Origin of the sequence: Acetobacter sp. UBA5411 (assembly GCF_002409645.1) — a bacterium.
GTDB lineage: Bacteria > Pseudomonadota > Alphaproteobacteria > Acetobacterales > Acetobacteraceae > Acetobacter.
In genome coordinates this window covers 2,255-22,557 of record NZ_DHNR01000034.1, presented here as the reverse complement: position 1 = coordinate 22,557, position 20,303 = coordinate 2,255, and the positions used below count along the sequence as shown (strand labels likewise).

Sequence of the window (20,303 nt, the reverse complement as noted above, 5' to 3'; positions counted from 1 at the left end):
AAGTGTTCACACGATCGATCTGTTCTGGATAGACTGTATCGTTTCGCTTTTCGAAACGGGTTTGCGGCGATCAGACTTCAGGCTGCTTCTGCAAGCTGTGAAAGATCTTCGTTATTATTGTGGTTGTTATACAAACGGGCCTGCCGGGGTGTCTGTATGGCGAGCCAACTGATGGGGTGGCCAGCAGCCAGCGGCTCAAGCCCGGCCTGTTCACGCACAGTACTGCATGAATGAAAATGGATCTCACTCTGCATCTTCTGTGATCGTCTATGAATAAAACTTCTGCTGACTCCAAGTTCTTTTGCTGAACTTCTAAGTGTCATCTTTTTCTTATTAAGAAGAAATGAAAGTTTTTCGTCCTGCTCGGTGGACCATATCAGTGCGCGAGGCATTAAATACTCTCTTTCTTTTGTGATCGGGTGAACATCTCCATTATTGCGATACCAACTGAAAAACGAAGGCAATATTTAACGATGGATTAACGGAAAGGGGGGTGTTGCGATAATAAGTGGTATAATTTTATTTTTTGTTTTTATATTTATACATTCATTTCTGCATATATTAGTTGCGTTATAGAGATACGATGTATCGAATAATATGTTTTTATTCATGATAAAAAATATCAAAAAATATAATTGGATAATAAAAAAGAATAAGTCCGCAATAAATTGCTGGTTCTGAAAAGGGTTATGATACGCTATCTCATTGAAATGGCTTGATTAAATCAGAGACAGCTTCATCCGGGATGCGTGGAGGGAAAGTTGCTCGGAAAATGGTACAAAAAGAACGACTTCGTCATTCTTATTGTGCCATATTGTGAAGCCCGTCCAAATGAGAACATTGCGGGCTTCTTTCCCTAAAAATGCCGTTTTTTGTGTCTCACCACACGAGACCGGCCAGACAGGCGAGTGCGAATCCAACACCTATGTCCCTGTTGGCCCGGAATTGGATGAGACAGAGACGCGGATCCTGTGGATTGACGGAAACAGCCTGCTTCAGCAGCAGGGCGATGCAGACAAGCGCAGCGGGATAGAAACCGACACCGGTATGCGCGAGAAAGCCTGCGCCCACAAAAGCAAGGCCTGCGGCGGTGTAACAGACGCCGACAAACTCTCTGGCGCGCCCCTGCCAGAGAAGAGAGGTGGATTTCACGCCAATCCGGGCGTCGTCATCCATGTCCTGAAAGCCGTAGATGGTGTCGAAACCCAGCTGCCATAGGATGGTCGCAGAGTACAGCAGGATCTGGGTCATGTCGCAGCGGTCCGCCACCGCGGCGTAGCCCATGGGTGCGCCGAAGCCGAACGTGAAGCCCATGACAAGCTGCGGCCACCATGTGAAGCGCTTCGCCAGCGGGTAAAGCCCGACCAGTATAAGAGAAGAAACGCCGAGCAACTGGGTCAGAGGATTGAGTTGCAGAAGGATACTCAGCCCGATCAGCAGCAGAAGGAGCAGAAACAGCGCCGCATGACGCATTCTCAGAGCGCCGGATGCAAGCGGTCGGCCTGCGGTGCGTGTGACCTGCCGGTCGATATCCCGGTCCCACATGTCATTGACGACACATCCGGCGGACCGCATCACAAGACTGCCAATTCCGAACAGCACCAGCAGGCGCACGCGCTCAAGCGGTGAAGTTGTCCCTCCGGCATCTGGCAACAGGATGCCCCATGCGCCCGGAAGGAAGAGAAGCCATGTGCCGATCGGCCGGTCCAGACGCGCCAGAAGCGCATAGGGACGTAACGGCGCGGGAAGGCGGGAAATCCAGCCGGTGCTACGAATATCCGTGTGCGGAGTGGCTGTACCTGACACTGCAATCCCTCTTCACTGGTTCTCTGGCCGGGGCTTTTCACCCTGGGCCGGGCCATCCGTCAGCCCGGTTCTTCGGAAACAACACTGACCCGGGCTTCATAGGCTTCGGGGGCTTCGGACTTGACCGGAGAACGAATCCCGTCGAAACCGCGCCGATTGATGCGGGGCAGACCCGTCGGGGTCAATGGTGTCAGGTCAACCTGACGGATTCATGGCCTTTGCACTGCTCCGAGCCTGCGAGAAAGCGCCCGCCGATGTCAGCCCATCATACTCTTCCACGCCTGTATCTCCCTGCGGATGTTCCGCTGACTGGCGAGGCCGTCATACCGATGTCTCCCGAACAGGCCCGGTATCTTGGGACCGTCCTGCGCAAAGGGGAGGGGGACGCCGTCAGGGTCTTCAATGCCCGGGACGGGGAATGGCTGGCCCGGATCGCGTCCGTCAGAAAGGACAAGGGCTCTTTCACGATCACGGAGAGACTGCGTCCTTTCATTGATGAGCGCGGCTGTGTTCTCGCTTTTGCACTTTTAAAGCGTGATGCGACGGACCTCGTCATCCGGATGGGAACAGAGCTTGGCGTATCGCGCTTCGCGCCACTGATTACTGAACGGACGGTCGGCCAGCGAGTGAATGAAGCACGGCTCGAATCGATTGCCATTGAGGCCGCCGAGCAGTGCGAGCGGCTGACAGTTCCGCAGATTTCCGCTCCGGTGCGTCTGGTTGATTTTCTGGGAGCATGGCCTGCTGAAAAACGCCTTTTTGTTGCCGTAGAACGACTTGAAAGCCAGCCGGAGACGCAGAAAACCGGGAGTGACCTTTCCGCGAATCCTTTTGCAGGAGCAACGGATGGGGACGGTATTCTGACGGGTCCGGAGGGAGGTTTCAGTCCGGGGGAACTTGACGTTACGCTGGCGCGCCCCTTTGTTACGTCCATCACATTGGGAAACAGGGTACTGCGCGCCGAGACAGCCGTCGCCGCCGCGCTCTCCCTGTTCGATTCCCAGCTCCGAAATATCTGAGGTCGGGACGCAAGCCCGATCGCCCCTGAGTGGAAGCACAGAAGCCCGATGTCGAATCCTGCCGATCAGGACACCCGCTCCATCACATCCACACGCGATCTCGTGGATGTTCTGGCTGCAGGAAACAAGCCCCGTGATCTCTGGCGGATCGGCACGGAGCATGAAAAATTCGGTTTCATCCGGCCTGAAGCCGCAACAGCGGAACGTCCGGCCTTTTCCTCTCCGGACTATGAGCATGAGGGGATCGGCGCGCTCCTGAAGGGCGTCGAGCAGCAGGGCGACTGGACACCCATCACAGATGGACCCGCTGTGATCGGGCTGAAAGGCGCCGGGATCAACAAGGGAGCGGCCATCTCTCTGGAGCCTGCCGGCCAGTTCGAACTGTCAGGCACGCCGCTGGCCAGCCTGCACGAGACGCGGACAGAGCTGGAGCGTCATTTCGACACCATCCGCGCTCCTGCTCGCGCCCTTGGGCTCGGCTTCGCGCCGCTCGGTTTCCATCCCTTCGCCACACGCGCCTCCCAGCCGTGGATGCCCAAGAGCCGCTACGCGATCATGCGATCCTACATGCCGAAGGTTGGCACGATGGGCCTCGACATGATGCAGCGGACCTGCACTGTGCAGGTCAATCTGGATTTCTCATCCGAGGCGGACATGGTGCGCAAGATGCGTGTCTCCCTCGCGCTTCAGCCCGTTGCGACCGCGCTGTTCGCCAATTCACCGTTCTATGAAGGCAAGCCGAATGGCTGGCTGTCCAATCGGGCGCAGGTCTGGACGGACACGGACAACGCCCGCTCAGGCATTCCGGCTTTTTGTTTCGAGGAGAGCTTTGGCTTCGAGCGCTATGTCGAGTGGGCGCTCGATGTGCCGATGTATTTCATCGTGCGCGACGGGAAGCTAATTGATGTGTCCGGTCGGTCCTTCCGGGCGTGGCTCAATGGTGAGAGACAGGATGGACTGGACGGTCTGACGCCGACCATTGGTGACTTTGAAGACCATCTGACGACCCTGTTCCCGGATGTGCGCCTGAAGCAGTTCCTCGAAATGCGTGGGGCCGATGCGGGATCGGCCGAGATGATGCTGGCGCAGTCTGCTCTGTGGGTTGGACTGCTTTATGACGATGCAGCGCTGGCTGCGGCGGAAAGTCTTGTGCGCGAACATGACTGGGAGACGTACCGCGTGCTGCGGGGTGATGTTCCGGCCCGTGCCCTGAACACGCCGTTCGGTAGCGGAACGGTGCGCGATGTGGCCGCCCGCATGGTGGATATCGCGACTCATGGGCTGCGCGCCCGGGCGCTGCGTAACGAATCCGGGCAGGATGAAACGGTGCTGCTCGCACCGCTTCAGGCGCTTGCCGCAGGTGCGCCGACGCAGGCCGAGCGCTGGCTGGAACGCTATAACGGACCGTGGGCGGGCGACGTGAAGCGTATCCTTCTGGAGGCAGAAGTCTGACGTTCAGACTTTCTTTTCAGATTGGGCGATACAGAGTGTTGAAAGTAAAAAGTAACTTATAGAAGGATGCATTCATGGTGCGGCCCTGCCCCGATCCTGGAGCCGCGACAAAGACAGCAACGGATGACCCGCGGTCCGTCCGGTTGCGTCTGCTGGAGACGTCGGATCTCCATATGTTTCTGCGTGGATGGAATTATTATCAGGCTGAAAAGGATCATGGTGTCGGGCTTGCCCACATCGCCACCCTGATCCGGGCCGCCCGCGATGAGACGCCAAACTGCCTGTTGTTCGATAATGGCGATACCTGTCAGGGATCGCCGGTCGGTGATTTCATGGCCGGAAGCAAGGGCGGTGAGGCTGCCCATCCGATGATCCGGGCGATGAACCTGCTCGGATACGATGCCGCGACGATCGGCAATCATGAGTTCAATTACGGGCTGCCCTTTCTCAGGGAGCAGCTCAAGGATGCCGCCTTTCCGTTAGTCTGCAGCAATGTCACACTCTGCAATGGCGCGCCGCTTCTGCCGTCGTCTGTCGTGCTGGAGCGTGAGGTCATCGACAATCGCGGCGAGAAGTGCTGCCTGCGGATTGGTGTGATCGGCTTTGTTCCACCGCAGATCATGGTGTGGGACGCCATCCATCTGCACCAGCAGGTCATGGTGATGGATATGGTGGATGCCGCGCGGCAGCTCGTGCCCGAACTGCGGACCCGGTGCGATCTCATCGTGGCGCTCTGTCACTGCGGCATCTCGGCGGAACCGCGGCAGGGGGGAGAAGAGAACGCGGCTCTTTATCTCGCGGAAATCGAAGGCATAGACGCGCTGCTGCTGGGGCACACCCACCATGTCTTTCCGGGAGAGCATCATGACAATCTGCCCGGTGTGGATGCCGTGGCCGGAACGCTGCACGACGTGCCTGCCGTCATGCCCGGTTTCTGGGGCAGCCATCTGGGCGTGATCGACCTGATGCTCCGGCAGACGGAAAGAGGCTGGGTCTGCGAGGATTTTCAGGTCGAAGCCCGTCCCGTGTGTCGCCGGGAAGAGGGACGCGCCCACGCTCTTGTGCATGAAGATCCGGCCATTCTCGAGGAAATCCAGCCTGAGCATGAGGCGACCATGGCCTGGATGGACGAGCCTGTCGGCTGGACATCCGTCCCGTTGACCAGCTGGTTCACCTTTCTGGGGTCTGATCCGTGTCTGGCGTTGGTGAATGCGGCTCAACTGGCGTTTGCCCGTCCTTTGCTGGCCGGAACGGAGTGGGAGAATCTGCCGCTGCTGTCAGCCGCTGCACCCTTCCTTGCCGGCGCGATGGCGACGGATGCCTTTGTGAACATCCCGGTCGGTGAACTGACGATCCGCGATCTGGTGAGTATCTACCCCTTCGCCAACACGCTGAGCGTAGTCCGCTGTAGCGGCGCTGACCTGAGGGAATGGCTGGAACGCTCCGCGACCGTTTTCAATCACGTCATACCGGAACAGGAGACGGCCCAGCTCCTGCTGAATCCGGTGCCGCCGGTTTACACGTTCGACGTGATTATGGGGGACGCTATAAGTGGCGCTCTGACCTATACGATCGATATCAGCTCTCCCCGTCGCTACTGTGAACAGGGGCGTCTCGTCGATTCGTCGGCCAGACGCATCCATGATCTGTGCCTCGACGGACGCCCTGTTGAGGACGGACAGATGTTCGCTGTGGTGACGAACAACTACCGTGCTTCAGGTGGAGGGCATTTTCCGGGTACAGGCAGGGACCGGGTGATTGTCACGACGCATGAGCATAACCGCGATCTTCTGGTTCGTTATGTCAGGCAGCAGGGCTGCCTTTTGCAACCTCATGCCGGGAACGGGTGGCGCTTTCGACCGCTCCCTTTTGACGCAACGGTCTGTATCGACCTGCCCATAAGCGCGTCTGTCGCCGCCAGCCAGCGCGGTGATCTGACCTTTATGGAGCCAGTGGAGGGCGGTAGCCGGTATCGGGTCGGACGGCCTCATTTCTACACATGAAAACGTAGTCCGTTTTTCCCTGAGCGACCGCTCAGGGGGAGGAAGTTGGCCTGAACGGTCCGAACCGGCTTGACGTGCGCCGCGCCTCCGCCCATTCCTGCGCCATCATGCGTGTCGCCGCCATTCTTCTCGCGGCCGGGACCGGCAGCCGTTACGCCGCCGCAACCGGCTCCACCACCGCCAAGCAGTTCATCTCGCTTGCCGGTCGCCCTGTTATTCGCCATGCCGCCGAGGCGCTGGCCCCTCATGTCGCGCTGATCCAGCCCGTCGGTGATGTCGCATCGCTGACCGAAGCGCTGGACGGTATGACGACCCTGTCGCCTGTCGCGGGTGGCAAGGAGCGTCAGGACAGTGTCCGCGCGGGTCTCGAGGCGCTGGCTGCTCTACCGGAAGCCGAGCGTCCCGACGTCGTGCTGGTGCATGACGGCGCTCGGCCTTATGTGACTGCCTCCGTGATCGAAGGTGTGCTCAAGGCGCTGGAAGAGCATCCGGGCGCCATTCCGGCCGTGCCGGTCGCTGATACGCTCAAGCGTGGCGAAGATGGCGTCATCACGGACACAGTGTCGCGCAAGGATCTGTTCCGCGCCCAGACGCCGCAGGGTTTCCGTTTCACCATTCTGCTCGACCTGCATCGTGCTGCTGAAACATCCGGTGATTCCACTGCCACCGACGATGCCCTCCTGCTCGAATCCGCTGGTTTCAGCGTGGCGCTCACACCCGGTTCCGAAGACAACATCAAGCTGACCTATGAGGAGGATCTGGTGCGCCTCGAACGCCTGATTGGCCCCACCCTGCTTCCCCGCACCGGCTTCGGCTACGATGTCCACGCCTTCGAGGAAGGTCGTCCGCTCATCATGTGCGGCATCAATATTCCACACGATCGCGGCCTCGCCGGTCATTCAGACGCGGATGTCGGCATCCATGCGCTCTGCGACGCCATTTACGGCGCGCTGGCCGAAGGCGATATCGGTCGTCATTTCCCGCCCAGCCAGAACGAATGGAAAGACGCGGACAGCGCCCGCTTCCTCGTCCATGCTGGTGAGCTGGTCCGCAAGAAAGGCGGCATGCTGGTCAACGCCGACCTGACCCTGATCTGTGAACGCCCGAAGATCGGCCCGCACGCACAGGCGATGCGCGAGCGTCTGGCTTCATTGCTTCAGGTCGATGTGGACCGGATTTCGGTGAAGGCCACCACGTCCGAGCGGCTCGGTTTTACGGGGCGCGAAGAAGGAATTGCCTGCACGGCGACGGCGACAGTGCTGGTTCCGTAAGCCGGAGGTAGCGATTGAATCCTTATGTGGTGAGGTGAGCCTTTGCCTCACCACGTTCAGGAATATTAAGAAAATTTCTTCAGCCTGCATGCAGGGTCATCATGTCCTCAATAGCATCGCATGCGAGATGGGTGGCGCGAGACAGATGGCGTGTGCGGTCACATGCCAGAGCCAGGGTGAGGGAAGGTATGTCCGCGCCGACAAGCGGGACAAAAGCCAGTTGTCCGTCTGTGACTTCAGACATTACGTCCAGATAGCTGAGAAAACCGATACCGATACCAGCCCGGACGAGTGAAATAATCATCTGTACATTATTCGCCCGTGCGGCCACGGCGGGTGTCAGGTTGGCTGTCGCTGTCAGTCGGGCAAAGACAGAGGCAAGAGCAAGCGGTTGTTCCGCGATAATCATCGGATAACCGGCGCACTCGGCCAGCCTGACCGCAGATTGTTGAACCAGCGGGTGATCCGGGCGACAGACAAAACCGAGAGGAAAGGTGATCTGTCGGATCACCGTCAGATCACGGGTTTCCTCCGGGTCGAGAATGAGCGCGAGATCGCCTTCCCCGGACAGAAGAGCTTCGCAGAGTCCGTGGTTGTCCCGGATATTCAGATTCAGCACAACGCCGGGATGACTGTGCTTTATGCGCGTAACCAGTTCCGGCAGGAAAGCGCGGGCGAGGGCTTCTGGCGCCAGAAGATCGACCTGACCCCGCCTTATGCCTTTCAGATCCTCGACCTGACGATTGATGTCTTCAAGATCCTTCACCCACCGTCGTGCATAGGCATAAAGAATCTCGCCTGCCGCGGTGAGGCGCATGCCGCTTGGGAGGCGTTCAAATAACGGCATCTGCAACTGCTGTTCAGTCAGAAGAATGTGCCGGTTGATGGCGGAGCCTGCGATGCGCAGATCGTCAGCGGCCTTTCGTATGGACGCGTTGCGGGCGACGGCGAGAAAATAGATCAGGAAGCGTGAGAACGGCTGCATGCGTTCTCCTTATGAGCATGAAATATGATCAATTATGATATATCTGAGATCGGGTCGGATGTGAAATGATTTCCATGAAAGCCGCCGTATCGTCCGGCAGGTTCAGGAGACTCGTTGATGACCACAGCAACTGCTACCAAACCCGCCGGACCTCACGCCCTGCCGCGTAACATGACCTTCGAGGTCGAGGACTGGAACATCCTTGCCCGCTGCTGGCATCCGGTGGCGCTGGAACGGGAACTCGGCGACCAGCCACTGGGTGTAACGCTGCTGGATGCTCCTCTTGTGGTCTATCGCTCGGACAGTGACATCGTCATCGCCGATGACCTGTGTCCCCATCGCGGTGTTCCACTGAGCATGGGAAGCGGCAATGGACAGAGTATCGCCTGTGCCTATCACGGGTTTCGCTTTGGTGATCATGGTCGATGCGTGAAAGTGCCTGCGCATCCTGACAACGCAATTCCCTCGAAACTCAATCTGAAGACGTATCCGGCTGTGGTGCGTTACGGCCTGATATGGACCTGCCTGAGGCTGGAAGGCGACGAGATCACGATTCCTCCAATGCCACACTGGGACGATCCGGACTTCCAGCAGATCAATTGCCCGTGGATCGATATCGCCGGTTTTGCGGGACGGCAGGTCGAAGGGTTTATCGATGTCGCGCATTTTGCCTTTGTTCACACAGACACTTTTGCCGATCCCGACAATCCGGTTGTGCCTCCTTACAAGACGCGGCTGACGCCAGACGGGTTTGAGGCTGAGTATCGCAGCAGTGTTGGCAATTACCCTATAGGCAGTTCGGAGCGGGGCCGCGCCGGGTTTGAGTGGCTACGTCATTTCCGTGTGCATGTTCCATTCATTGCGACGCTGGAGATTCATTTTCCGGATGACGGTCGCCTTGTCATCATGAATGCCGCGTCTCCGGTTTCGGCGCGTAAAACACGGATGTTCGCGCCCATGTGCCGGAACTTCGACAAGGAACTTCCCTTGCAGGATGTCTATGATTTCAATCTGGAAGTGTTTGAGGAGGATCGTGCGCTCGTGGAGGCGCAGAAGCCCGAAAACCTGCCGCTGGACCCCACGCTTGAGGCCCATGTGACGGCGGACCGCAGTTCCATCGCGTATCGTCGTGCCCTGCGTACGATGGGCCTGAGTCAGTTCTTTTCGGTCTGACGGGAATTGAGCCCATGTCCTCCCTATTTCCCGTCCTTGTTGATGACGCCGTACCGGAAGGTGACGGCTGCGTGCGCTTTCGCCTTGTCGCCTCCAACGGGGATGATCAGTTGCCCGGTTTTGAACCCGGCGCGCATGTCGATGTCGTGACGCCCTCCGGTCTGGTCCGTCAGTATTCCCTGTGCGGGTCAGCCGATGATCCCTCGGCGTACGAGTTGTGTGTGCGACGCGAGGAAGCCTCCCGTGGCGGATCGGACTCCTTGTGTGCACAGGCGCGGAAAGGCATGGAGTTGCAGATATCCATGCCACGCAATGCCTTTCCGCTGCCTGAAGCACAGCGCTACGTTCTCGTTGCCGGTGGGATTGGCATCACGCCTCTGCTGTCCATGATCAGAAGGCTGGAGCGGAAAGGTGCAGACTGGCAGCTGTATTATTATGCGCGTAACCCGGAGAGCGCACCTTTCGGAGCCATGCTGCGCGAGGTTCCGTACGCACGGCGTGTCCGGTTCAGTTCGAGCCTTCGCAACGGCTATCCCGATGCCCTGACAGCGCCGTTCGCCGGAGCCGTGATCATGCTGTGCGGTCCAGATGGTTTCATGAAAGCGGTGCGTGCTCGTGCCGAAGAAGCTGGTTGGCCTCAGGATGCGATCCGGACGGAATATTTCCGTCCGTCCGAGACATCCATTTCTCTGACGGACCAGCCTTTTCAGGTTGTTCTTGCGCGCTCGGGGCAGGTTGTAACGGTGCCGCCGGATCAGAGTATTGCATCCGCTCTTATGGTTGCCGGGATTGATGTCAGCCTGTCGTGTGAGCAGGGGATCTGCGGGGCCTGTGTCGTGCCGATTCTGGCTGGAGAAGGTGAACATCGGGATATGGTTCTGACCGAAGAGGAGCAGGAGCGCAGTATTGCCCTATGCTGCTCCCGCAGCCGGACGCCGTCCCTTACGCTGGATATGTAATCAGTCCAATCCTGAAGTGTTTCTGGGAGTTTAGTTTATTGGAAAATGATGGATATTTCTGAATGTATGAAAATTCAGAGATGGCTTTCTATCATGAGCCTGTCGCCTGAGCCGGTCTGGCTGTTCCGTTAGGTCTGACAGGCACCTTTCGTCAGATCTGACTGTTCCAGTTGAGCATTCTGGAGTTGGAAACGCAGGCTCACTCCAGTCCAAGAACGCCGTCGACAGCCCAATGCCACTGATAGAGCGCAAGATCGTCCATGGTCTCGCCTGCAGGCACGCGAAGGCGACCGCGGTGGTCATGAATTGGTCCGGTAAAGGGAGACCAGCCCCCCAGAATACGGGATCGCACTTCATCAGCCTGACGTCGAACGCTTTCAGGTACACGGGTGCCCCATGCGTCACGGTCCGCTCCCGCGCCCAGCGGCAGGAAACAGGGCATCGGTGTCCAGCGGCCCTCCAGACGGGCGCGGACCTGATCGACATAGTGCTGCCGGAAGTCATAAACGACTGAACTGAGATAGGCGTCAGGACCGTAGGCGCGTTCATCGTTGTTGGACATGATGGCCCAGAGTCCTCGTTCCTGAGCGAGCCTCAGATAGCCGGCTTCATCCATGATTCCACACAGAACATCACAACCGCTGTCCGCAAGAGCCGTCGCAGCGCTGAGCGAGGCCTGCGGATCGAACCAGGCGTTGATGGACACGACGCGAACAGTGGCATCAGGTCGGACGGAACGCGCTCCGAGCAGATAGGCGTTGGCGCTGGCATAGACAGAGGGTAGGGGAAACGAGGCGATGTAGCCGATCTGGCCCGTGCGGCTGAGCAGCCCCGCAGCAACACCCAGAATATAGCACGGATACCACTGCGCGACATAATACCAGCTCGCATTGCGAGCCAGTCGGGTGCTGTTGCATTGTACGAAGGCGACGTCCGGCGCTTTGCTGGCGACATCTATCAGGAAATCACCGTAATCGGCTGTGGCAAGAACGAGATTTGCGCCTTCGGCGACGAACTGTCGCAAAAGCCGCGTGGCATCGGCTGAATAGGGTACGTTTTCGACCCATACTGTCCGCAGGCGCGGGAAGGCAGCCCTAACAGCGGCGACAGCCTCGTTGTGGACCGTACTCCACCCACCATCCGAAACAGGGCCAACATGCGCGATGGCCAGAAGAGCATCCTGCTCACGGATAGGCGGGAGCAGGGGAGGCGTAACCCAGGGAGCGGCGAGGCGTGCCAGAGCTGGATCGGGTGTGGCCGACAGTGCTCTGTTTCCGCCCAGAACACACGCGGCCAATCCGGAAGCCGTCAGGCCAAGAGCTGTGCGTCGGGAAAGGGTGGGCACGGAAAGTGGCGCTTCAGCCATCAGATATTGTTGAGCCAGGGAAACATCGCGTCGAGCAGGATATCGGGTGCGACGACGTGCGGAGCGTGTCCTGTATCGACGGAACGGATGACAGCGCCCGGAGCGAGTTCACACATCAGCTTCTGCAATGCGAAGGTGACAGAGCGATCCTGTGTTGCCTGAACATACAGCCGGGGGATTGTGCCGTAACGCTCCGGTGTCAGTTGTGCGGTTAGCGCTCGCCCCTGCTCTCCCTGCGGGGTGAACCGGCGCGACGCAATGACGGCCGGACCGGGAGCGTAGTCCTGCAGGAAAAAGGCGATGGCGGCTTCAGGCGGCACAACGGAGACTTTTTTATCGACCGGCCAGAGAAGCCACGGCGTAATGCCCGAGGCCGTGGGGTCCTGCGGGAGAAGACGCTGCACGACCTCGCCAAAACCCATGTCGGAGGGCAGCATCATCGCGGCGATATACACGATGCATCGCACACGCTCGGGATGGCGTTCCGCCAGAGCGGACGCGACGACGCCGCCTCCGGAATGAGCGACGAGCGTAAAGGAGCCTGTCAGACGGACGATGATCGCATCCAGATAGGCGAGGTAACTCTCCATGGAGGCGCTCTCCGGAGGAGCGCCGTCTGCGCCATTTCCGGGCAGATCGACCGGAATGGGGATGTAGCGCCCGGGAGCGCGCTGCTCCAGCGCGGCTATGAATCCGTCCCAAACCCAGGAGCCCTGCCACGCTCCATGAATCAGGATCATGGGTTTAGAAGCGCTCATCGGCCGTAGGTTTTCTGATACATTTCGCGGAGATGATCCTGCACCGTGATGGGGGCGTATTTCGGAGTTTCGCCAGCCGCGAGACAGCCCGGCAGACAGGAGATGACATAATTCGGGTTGCCGCTGTGGAAGAACGGCACCGAATAGCGGTCCGCGCCGGATGTGTTCACCACGCGATGGAGCGTGGAGCGATAGCGGTCATTGGTCCAGCGGGCGATCATGTCTCCAAGATTGACGACATAGCTGCCGGGGATCGGGGTGGCGTGAATCCACTGATCGTCAGGCCCGCGCACCTGAAGCCCGCCGCTCGCGTCTTGAAGCAGAAGAGTCAGACCGCCGAAATCGGTATGCGCACCGCAGCCTTTTTCTCCGGGCAAAGGATCGGGCGGCTGCGGGGGGTAATGCAGGAGGCGCAGAGTGGACAGCGGTCTGAGGCAGAAGCGTTCGAAATAGTCTTCGTCGAGACCCAGTGACAGCGCAATCCCGTGCATCAGCCGTTCCGCCAGCACATTCATGGCGGCGAAATACGCGGTCATGGCCGGGCGGAAACCGGCGCTGTCAGACGGCCACTGGTTGGGGCCCTGATTGAAACCCAGTCCCGGCGTTCCGGCGGGCAGGTCTTCACCGATATAGAACCCCTCTTTCAGATCGGGCGGGGTTCCGGCTTCAAGCGTCTGGTTGCGCAACGGTTCGTAGCCGCGATTACATGGCGAACGGGCTTTATCGAGCAGGTCCTTTTCCGCTGCCGGACGAGCGAAGAATGCCCGGCTTTCAGCCAGCACGGCATCGATCAGTCCTTGCGGGATACCGTGATCCACGCAGTAGAAAAATCCTGTATCGGTACAGGCGTTTCGCAGGGCATCGCCAACGGCCTGACGTTGCGCGAGGTCCGACGAGCAGAGACCCGAGACCTGAATAACGGGCAGCCTGTCCCTGCTGACATGGCGGGCCTGTGCGTGCATGGCGTATCCTTGGACTGACGGATATCAGGAGCACGAGCATAGCTATGCATCACGCTCAGTTCAATGTTGCGATATTGCAACAAAATCTGCGCGGGGTACGGAAACGCATGTATTAATCAGCATGTGTCGAAAATGCTCAGAGGTCTCTGCCGTAGAGTGTCGGGCAATATGTGTGCGGGATCAGAACCCGGAGCATCCCCGCTCAACACTCACCCCGACTGACTGCTGCCTGAACCGCATCTTGTAAGCGTCGCGAACCGCCTCAATCCGTCCCGGAAGATCTGTACTGTCCGGCGTCACGATCCAGACCAGTCGGGAAGGCTCGGAACCCACCCGATCGGTGTCCCGATCCCGCCAGAACCCCTGAGCAGGCAGGACGGACAGACCATCCGGAAAACGTGGAACGATGTTCGTTCGGAGAAAGTCCTGCCAGTCGGCGTCGGTCACGGAGCGGCCATCCGGCAGGGTCAGGCCAAACATCAGTGTCACATGCAGGTCGTTGGACGCAGCCAGCCTGTGACAGAGAGGAGAGGGGAGCGCTGGAGAGCATCCGGCTAGCAGCGTCCCCAGCAGCAGGAAAGGAGCGACTCTCGCCTGCGCCATTCAGTGGGTATCGCCCTGTAATCCCCGACGCACTGCCTTTCCTTCCTCAGACTCTGGGTCAATCAGGCCAATCCGCAGGAACAGGTCGATCAGCACCAGATTGACGTTGAACTTGAACTCGTCCGTGTCCCGCACCAGCCGGAAGACCTCGCCGATGGGCAGAAGCAGGAACTCCTCAACCTCCCCATCTGCGGGCATGGGCTGAAAGCTCTCCGCCAGAACAAGGTCGTAGCAAACCAGCCGGTCGCGCCGCAGTCCTTCCGGGCGTTCGAGCGCGTAATGCAGCAGTCCGACTTTCTTCGCGTCCCGTTTCACAAGATCAGGCGGAAGGCTCGCTTCCTCCTCGGCTTCCTTGAGGATCGCGGCGTCGGGCGTAAGACCTGCCGGGACACCGCCCGCAACAAGGTGATCCAGCTTGCCGGGATCAAGCCGCTTGTTCCGGGCGCGACGACCGATCCAGAGATGCAGCCCGTCTTCCTTACGGACCAGACCGTTCAGATGCACACCAACACCAACAAAACCGAACAGGGGCAGCGCGCCCCGGTCGATGCGTCCGAGCGGTGGCTGTCCGTCGTCGCCCCACACGTCGAACAATTCATTGTGCGTGCGGTAGAGGCCCCGGCGGGCAAGCTCTTCGCCGATCGATTCGAGACGTGTCGGATCCGGGAGGGACAGGCCGCCTGAGGCGCTGTCTTCCGTCAGGCCCATGTCTTTCAGCGCGGGAACGATTTCCGGATCGACATAGCCTGCCAGAACGCCATTGACCCTGAATGGCAGACGTTTGCCGGGCAGGGTGGCCGTGTTGCAGGCCCTGATGTGCCGCATGAAGCCATCTGTGGAGAGAGTGCTCATGAGCGGCGTCCTGTAGACAGTCCGCACACGGTTTCTTCGGAAACTGGGGTCATCATGCTCTTCCGACGAATTCTGACCGGCGTTGTCCGGCCCATCTCCCTCCTACGGGGCGATGTTGGCTCTGACAACATTGCGGTGTGACGAGCAGTTCGACTGTCTGCGGGGTTGCAAAACAGCGACAACGTGCCACATCGGACACAATGAGCCCGCCATCAAGATCTGCTGCGTCGCCCGGCAAGCCTGCCGGAGTGACCCTTGCCCGCCTGCTTCCCTATCTCTGGCCGCGCGATGACCCGAAGCTGAAGCTGCGCGTGACGGCGGTCGCCCTGCTGCTGCTGGCCGCCAAGCTGGTCACTGTGTCTGTGCCGTGGGTGTACAGCCGGATTATCGACACGCTGTCCCACCCGGCAGGGATCGCCACCGTGCCGGTATTGCTGATTATCGGTTACGGTCTGGTCAGGCTGGTCGCATCCGCGTTCAACGAGTTGCGTGACGCGGTGTTCGCGCCCGTCCGCTACCGGGTCGCCCGGGATGCGGCGCTTCGCAGTTTCATGCACATGCATGACCTGTCGCTGCGCTTTCATCTCGATCGTCGCACTGGAGGCGTTACGCGCGCCATCGAACGAGGCACGGAAGGCGTGGAGACGCTGCTGAGGATGGGGCTGGTGATCTTGCCGACCCTGCTCGAAGCTATTCTTGTCATCGGTCTGATCTGGAAGGTGTTCGACTGGCGCTATGCCGCCCTCGTTCTGGGTGCGGTCATTGGCTACGTGGTCTTCACATTTTCGTTCACCTCATGGCGAATCGGTATTCGTCGTCGGATGAACGACATCAACAGCGAGGCGACCGGCAAGGCGCTGGACAGCCTGCTGAACTACGAGACCGTCAAATATTTCGGCAACGAGGCGCATGAGGCGAAACGCTACGGCGACGCCCAGACTCGCTACGCCAAGGCTGCCGTTCACACCCAGTATTCCCTCAGCGCCCTGAATTTCGGACAGGTGGTGATCATCTCGCTGGCGCTCACGCTGGTGATGCTGCTGGCCGGGCACGATGTGGCGGCAGGCCATCTGACTGTGGGGCAGTTCGTGCTGATCAACACCTATCTGTTGCAGCTCTACGCCCCGCTGAATTTTCTTGGCTCCATCTACTCGTCCATCCGCACGTCGCTGGTCGATCTCGAGCATATGCTCGGATTGCTGGACGAAACGGTGGAGGTCGCCGACCCCGCGCACCCGCTCCCGCTGGCGGCCCATCTGAAGGATGCGCCGCCAGTCAGCGTGGCCTTTCAGGACGTGCATTTCGGATACCGCAAGGACCGTGAAATCCTGCATGGCGTCAGTTTTTCCGTGCCTCCCGGTGGTCTGATTGCGATTGTCGGTCCGACAGGAGCGGGAAAATCCACCATCAGCCGCCTTCTGTTCCGGTTTTACGACACTTGGTCCGGGAAGGTGCTGATCGACGGACATGATGTTCGCGATTACCGGCAGGCCGATCTGCGGGAAGCAATTGGCGTCGTGCCGCAGGATACTGTGCTGTTCAACGACACGATCGGCTACAACATCGCTTACGGACGTCTTGGCGCCACGCAGGACGAAATCGAGCAGGCGGCGAAGCTGGCGCGTATCCATGACTTCATCCTGTCCCTGCCGGAAGGCTACAAGACGCGGGTGGGCGAGAGAGGCCTGAAGCTTTCAGGAGGCGAGAAGCAGCGTGTGGCGATTGCCCGCACGATCCTGAAAGATCCGCGCCTTCTGATACTGGATGAGGCCACCAGCGCCCTCGACACGCATACCGAACGGGAGATTCAGTCGGCTCTGAGAGCCGTTTCGGCTGAACGTACCACAGTCGTGATCGCACACCGCCTTTCAACCATCGTCGAGGCAGACGAAATACTGGTTCTGGGCGATGGACTTGTGAAGGAGCGGGGATGTCACGCTGACCTGATCGCTCGTGGTGGCCTGTATGCCGCCATGTGGGCGGCACAGGACGCCGGGCAGGATACAGCACCGGACTCCGGTGTGGCGGCATCGGCTCCCGCTCACGGGTAACCGACAGAAACAATCACACTCCGGCACACTACCGGAGCAGCATGGGAGACTAAACATGGCAGAGAATATTCCTGAGGGAAGTGGCCAGATGGAACAGGTGTCGGAAGAACTGACCAAGTGCGCGATGGTCATCGAACACGCCATCGACCACCTGCTCGAAGAAAATCACCCGCCTCTGGCTGTGGCGTCGGCGCTGCTGGGCGGCTCGCTGGGGCTTCTGTCCCGCACGATGGATCGTGAGACGATTCTGCGTATTCTGGACAGCGCCGTGCAGAGCGTGCGTGCCGGTGAGCTGGAAGACGCTGAAAAAGAGCGCAAGGCAGGAAGCGCCTGAAGGGTCTTCTCTTCCAGATTAAGCCCTGAGCCGGGTGCGATACGCTGTAAAAAGTGGCGGAAAGCCGTCTTTCCGTCACTGTTTGCTTGACGGGACGCGATGCCTCCGTCATAAGCCGCGCCTGATTGTAAGGATGAAAGCCGGGCTCTGCCTCGGCCCCGTTCTGTTTTTTGACCGAGGATAAACCGATGTCCCGCCGTTGCGAGATCACAGGCAAGGGTGTGCTGACGGGCAACAATGTCAGCCACGCCAACAACAAGTCCCGCCGCCGTTTCCTGCCGAACCTGCAGGAAGTGTCGGTTCTTTCCGACATTCTCGGCACGCCGATTTCCATGCGTGTGACCACGCGCGGCCTGCGCACCATCGAGCACAACGGGGGCTTGGACTCCTATCTGCTCGATACGCCGAATCGTAACCTGACCACCGAAGCTCAGGTGATCAAGCGTCGTATTCTGCGTGCACAGAGCAAGAAGCAGGCAGCCGCCTGAGTCACTCTGCCGGTCATGATTATGGCCGGCACCCTGATCGCCCCCGCGCCAGCGGGGACCGCGTGATCACACAACCCGCAAAAACGCAGAGCGCGTTTGAAGGGGTAGAGGGCGCGGGGAGATTTTCTCCTGTCGCGCCCTGTGTGTTTGTCGCTTTCCTCTAAATTTCTGGTTCAGCCGTTTCCCGGAGAAGCCCCGTGTCAGCCCAGTCCGAACTCTCGAAAATCCGTAATATCGGGATTACCGCGCACATTGACGCGGGTAAGACCACGACGACCGAGCGTATCCTGTATTACACAGGTGTGTCGCATAAGATCGGCGAGGTCCATGAGGGCAACACCACGACCGATTACATGGCGCAGGAGCGTGAGCGCGGCATCACCATCACGTCCGCAGCCGTGACCTGCGTGTGGGACGATCACCGCATCAACATCATCGACACCCCGGGCCACATCGACTTCAACATCGAAGTGAACCGTTCGCTCCGCGTGCTCGATGGCGCAATCTTTATCATTGAAGGTGTGGCCGGTGTGCAGCCGCAGTCCGAGACCAACTGGCGTCTTGCTGACCGCTACAATGTTCCGCGCATCATCTTCATCAACAAGCTCGACCGTACGGGCGCCGACTTCTACTACGCTTTCAGCACGCTGAAAGAGAAGCTGGACATCGTTGCGATCCCGCTGCAGCTGCCGATCGGCGCTGAAGAAAACTTCGTCGGCGTTGTCGATCTGATCGAGATGAAGGCGATCGTCTGGGAAGGCGGCGAGCTCGGCGCGAAATTCCACGACGAGGAAATCCCGGCTGACCTGAAGGAAAAGGCTGAGGAAGCTCGCCAGAACCTGCTCGACACAGCCCTGGCCGTCGATAACGACGCCATGGAAGAGTATTTCGAGAAGGGCGACGTCTCCGTCGAGACCCTGAAGAAGTGCATCAAGAAGGGCACGATTTCCGGCGAGTTCCGTCCGGTCCTGTGCGGCACGGCCTTCAAGAACAAGGGCGTTCAGCCTCTGCTCGACGCCGTCATCGACTTCCTGCCGGCTCCGGACGACGTGGAAGGCATCCGTTGCGCTCCGCCGGAAGGCGAGGAAGAGACCGACTCCAAGGATCTGCCGATCATCCCGGTCGACCCGAACGGCAAGTTCGCTGGTCTGGCGTTCAAGATCATCAACGACAAGTACGGCACACTGACCTTCGTCCGCGTCTACCGTGGCGTGCTGAAGACCGGTGACACCATCCTGAACACCACAAAAGGTCACAAGGAGCGTATCGGTCGTATCTACCAGATGCATGCCGACAAGCGTGAAGAGTTGTCCGAAGTGCACGCTGGTGACATCGCCGCGTTCGTGGGTCTGAAAGACACGCAGACGGGTGACACGCTGGCAGACAGCTCTGATCCGGTCGTTCTGGAGCGTATGAGCTTCCCGGTTCCGGTTATCGACATCTCCGTCGAGCCGAAGACGAAGGACGCCGTTGAGAAGATGACACTGGCCCTGCAGAAGCTGGCTGGTGAAGATCCCTCACTGCGTCTGAAGACAGATCAGGAAACAGGCCAGACCATTCTGTCCGGCATGGGCGAGCTGCATCTCGACATCATCGTTGACCGTCTGCGTCGTGAATACGGCGTTGAAGCGAACGTTGGCGCACCGCAGGTTGCTTACCGTGAGACGATCACGAAGCCGCACATCGAGACCTATACCCATAAGAAGCAGTCTGGTGGTTCGGGTCAGTTCGCTGAAGTGAAGATCGAGTTCGCTCCGCATGAAGGCGAGATCGAGTTCGAGAACAAGGTTGTCGGCGGAACGGTTCCGAAGGAATACATTCCGGCTGTAGAAAAGGGCATCCGGGTTCAGGCTTCCAGTGGTGTGCTGGCAGGCTTCCCGACCGTGGACTTCAAGTTCACCCTGCTCGACGGTAAGTACCATGACGTTGACTCGTCCGCTCTGGCGTTCGAAATCGCGGCAAAGGCTTGCTTCCGTGAAGGCATGAAGAACGCCGGTCCGGTGATTCTTGAGCCGATCATGGACGTGGAAGTCACCACACCGAATGATCACGTCGGTGACGTGGTGGGCGATCTCAACCGTCGTCGTGGCATGATCCAGAGCCAGGAAACATCGGGTTCCACGGTTATGGTTCGCGCTCAGGTGCCGCTGAAGGAAATGTTCGGCTACATCTCGCACCTGCGTTCGATGACAAAGGGTCGTGCATCCTTCACGATGCAGTT

General features: G+C 59.2%; 19 protein-coding genes. 10 read left to right on the top strand and 9 right to left on the bottom strand.

What is annotated here, in order from left to right; genetic code table 11:
- Positions 1-77: 77 nt before the first annotated feature.
- The 3 genes from B3759_RS11855 to B3759_RS11845 all read right to left on the bottom strand — a co-directional run bounded on the left by B3759_RS11855 (position 78) and on the right by B3759_RS11845 (position 1,991).
- Complete coding sequence (locus tag B3759_RS11855; RefSeq protein WP_291366104.1) at positions 78-392, bottom strand: hypothetical protein; 315 nt, start codon at positions 390-392, stop codon at positions 78-80.
- Between the two features lie 487 nt (positions 393-879).
- Positions 880-1,806, bottom strand: coding sequence for a 4-hydroxybenzoate octaprenyltransferase (ubiA, locus tag B3759_RS11850; RefSeq protein WP_291366103.1), 927 nt, complete (start codon positions 1,804-1,806; stop codon positions 880-882).
- Between the two features lie 59 nt (positions 1,807-1,865).
- On the bottom strand, positions 1,866-1,991 hold the full coding sequence (locus B3759_RS11845; protein ID WP_291366102.1) for a hypothetical protein: 126 nt from the start codon (positions 1,989-1,991) through the stop codon (positions 1,866-1,868).
- A 69-nt stretch (positions 1,992-2,060) separates the two neighbouring features.
- Here B3759_RS11845 and B3759_RS11840 point away from each other — a divergent pair, with 69 nt between their 5' ends.
- The 4 genes from B3759_RS11840 (at position 2,061) to B3759_RS11825 (ending at position 7,551) form a co-directional block, all read left to right on the top strand.
- Positions 2,061-2,825 carry a 16S rRNA (uracil(1498)-N(3))-methyltransferase gene (locus tag B3759_RS11840; protein ID WP_291366101.1) on the top strand — a complete coding sequence of 255 codons (765 nt, stop codon included), beginning with the start codon at positions 2,061-2,063 and terminating at the stop codon, positions 2,823-2,825.
- Between the two features lie 48 nt (positions 2,826-2,873).
- On the top strand, positions 2,874-4,277 hold the full coding sequence (locus B3759_RS11835; RefSeq protein ID WP_291366100.1) for a glutamate--cysteine ligase: 1,404 nt from the start codon (positions 2,874-2,876) through the stop codon (positions 4,275-4,277).
- Positions 4,278-4,351: 74 nt separating this feature from the next.
- The gene (locus B3759_RS11830; RefSeq protein ID WP_291366099.1) at positions 4,352-6,280 is read left to right on the top strand and encodes a bifunctional 2',3'-cyclic-nucleotide 2'-phosphodiesterase/3'-nucleotidase; all 1,929 of its coding nucleotides are present in this window, start codon (positions 4,352-4,354) and stop codon (positions 6,278-6,280) included.
- A 107-nt stretch (positions 6,281-6,387) separates the two neighbouring features.
- Positions 6,388-7,551: a bifunctional 2-C-methyl-D-erythritol 4-phosphate cytidylyltransferase/2-C-methyl-D-erythritol 2,4-cyclodiphosphate synthase gene (locus B3759_RS11825; RefSeq protein WP_291366216.1), complete on the top strand. Its 1,164-nt coding sequence runs from the start codon at positions 6,388-6,390 to the stop codon at positions 7,549-7,551.
- Between the two features lie 79 nt (positions 7,552-7,630).
- On the opposite strand, the gene B3759_RS11820 is transcribed toward B3759_RS11825, so the two are convergent.
- Positions 7,631-8,536, bottom strand: coding sequence for a LysR family transcriptional regulator (locus tag B3759_RS11820; protein WP_291366098.1), 906 nt, complete (start codon positions 8,534-8,536; stop codon positions 7,631-7,633).
- A gap of 117 nt (positions 8,537-8,653) precedes the next feature.
- On the opposite strand from B3759_RS11820, the gene B3759_RS11815 reads away from it, so the two are divergent.
- Together B3759_RS11815 and B3759_RS11810 are read left to right on the top strand one after the other, a co-directional pair.
- On the top strand, positions 8,654-9,709 hold the full coding sequence (locus B3759_RS11815; protein ID WP_291366097.1) for an aromatic ring-hydroxylating oxygenase subunit alpha: 1,056 nt from the start codon (positions 8,654-8,656) through the stop codon (positions 9,707-9,709).
- Positions 9,710-9,723: 14 nt separating this feature from the next.
- On the top strand, positions 9,724-10,668 hold the full coding sequence (locus tag B3759_RS11810) for a PDR/VanB family oxidoreductase (protein WP_291366096.1): 945 nt from the start codon (positions 9,724-9,726) through the stop codon (positions 10,666-10,668).
- Between the two features lie 199 nt (positions 10,669-10,867).
- On the opposite strand, the gene B3759_RS11805 is transcribed toward B3759_RS11810, so the two are convergent.
- From B3759_RS11805 to B3759_RS11785, 5 genes are all read right to left on the bottom strand, one after another.
- Positions 10,868-12,034, bottom strand: coding sequence for a BMP family ABC transporter substrate-binding protein (locus B3759_RS11805; RefSeq protein WP_291366095.1), 1,167 nt, complete (start codon positions 12,032-12,034; stop codon positions 10,868-10,870).
- Positions 12,034-12,792: an alpha/beta fold hydrolase gene (locus tag B3759_RS11800; RefSeq protein WP_291366094.1), complete on the bottom strand. Its 759-nt coding sequence runs from the start codon at positions 12,790-12,792 to the stop codon at positions 12,034-12,036. The genes B3759_RS11805 and B3759_RS11800 overlap by 1 nt, the downstream gene beginning before the upstream one ends.
- A complete protein-coding gene (locus B3759_RS11795; protein ID WP_291366093.1) occupies positions 12,789-13,754 on the bottom strand; it encodes an isopenicillin N synthase family dioxygenase in 966 nt (321 codons plus the stop codon). Before B3759_RS11795 ends, B3759_RS11800 begins: the two co-directional genes overlap by 4 nt.
- Positions 13,755-13,934: 180 nt before the next feature.
- The gene (locus B3759_RS11790; RefSeq protein ID WP_291366092.1) at positions 13,935-14,357 is read right to left on the bottom strand and encodes a DUF3574 domain-containing protein; all 423 of its coding nucleotides are present in this window, start codon (positions 14,355-14,357) and stop codon (positions 13,935-13,937) included.
- Complete coding sequence (locus B3759_RS11785) at positions 14,358-15,209, bottom strand: NUDIX hydrolase (RefSeq protein WP_291366091.1); 852 nt, start codon at positions 15,207-15,209, stop codon at positions 14,358-14,360.
- A gap of 200 nt (positions 15,210-15,409) precedes the next feature.
- Between B3759_RS11785 and B3759_RS11780 the strand changes: the two genes are divergently transcribed.
- The 4 genes from B3759_RS11780 to fusA all read left to right on the top strand — a co-directional run.
- A complete protein-coding gene (locus B3759_RS11780) occupies positions 15,410-17,260 on the top strand; it encodes an ABCB family ABC transporter ATP-binding protein/permease (RefSeq protein ID WP_291366090.1) in 1,851 nt (616 codons plus the stop codon).
- 55 nt (positions 17,261-17,315) lie between these two features.
- Positions 17,316-17,594 (top strand): hypothetical protein, encoded by a 279-nt coding sequence (locus B3759_RS11775; protein WP_010668080.1) that lies wholly within the window; start codon positions 17,316-17,318, stop codon positions 17,592-17,594.
- Positions 17,595-17,782: 188 nt separating this feature from the next.
- The gene (rpmB, locus tag B3759_RS11770) at positions 17,783-18,082 is read left to right on the top strand and encodes a 50S ribosomal protein L28 (RefSeq protein ID WP_010668081.1); all 300 of its coding nucleotides are present in this window, start codon (positions 17,783-17,785) and stop codon (positions 18,080-18,082) included.
- A 197-nt stretch (positions 18,083-18,279) separates the two neighbouring features.
- On the top strand, positions 18,280-20,303 hold a 2,024-nt coding region (gene fusA, locus B3759_RS11765), incomplete at its 3' end, for an elongation factor G (protein WP_291366089.1).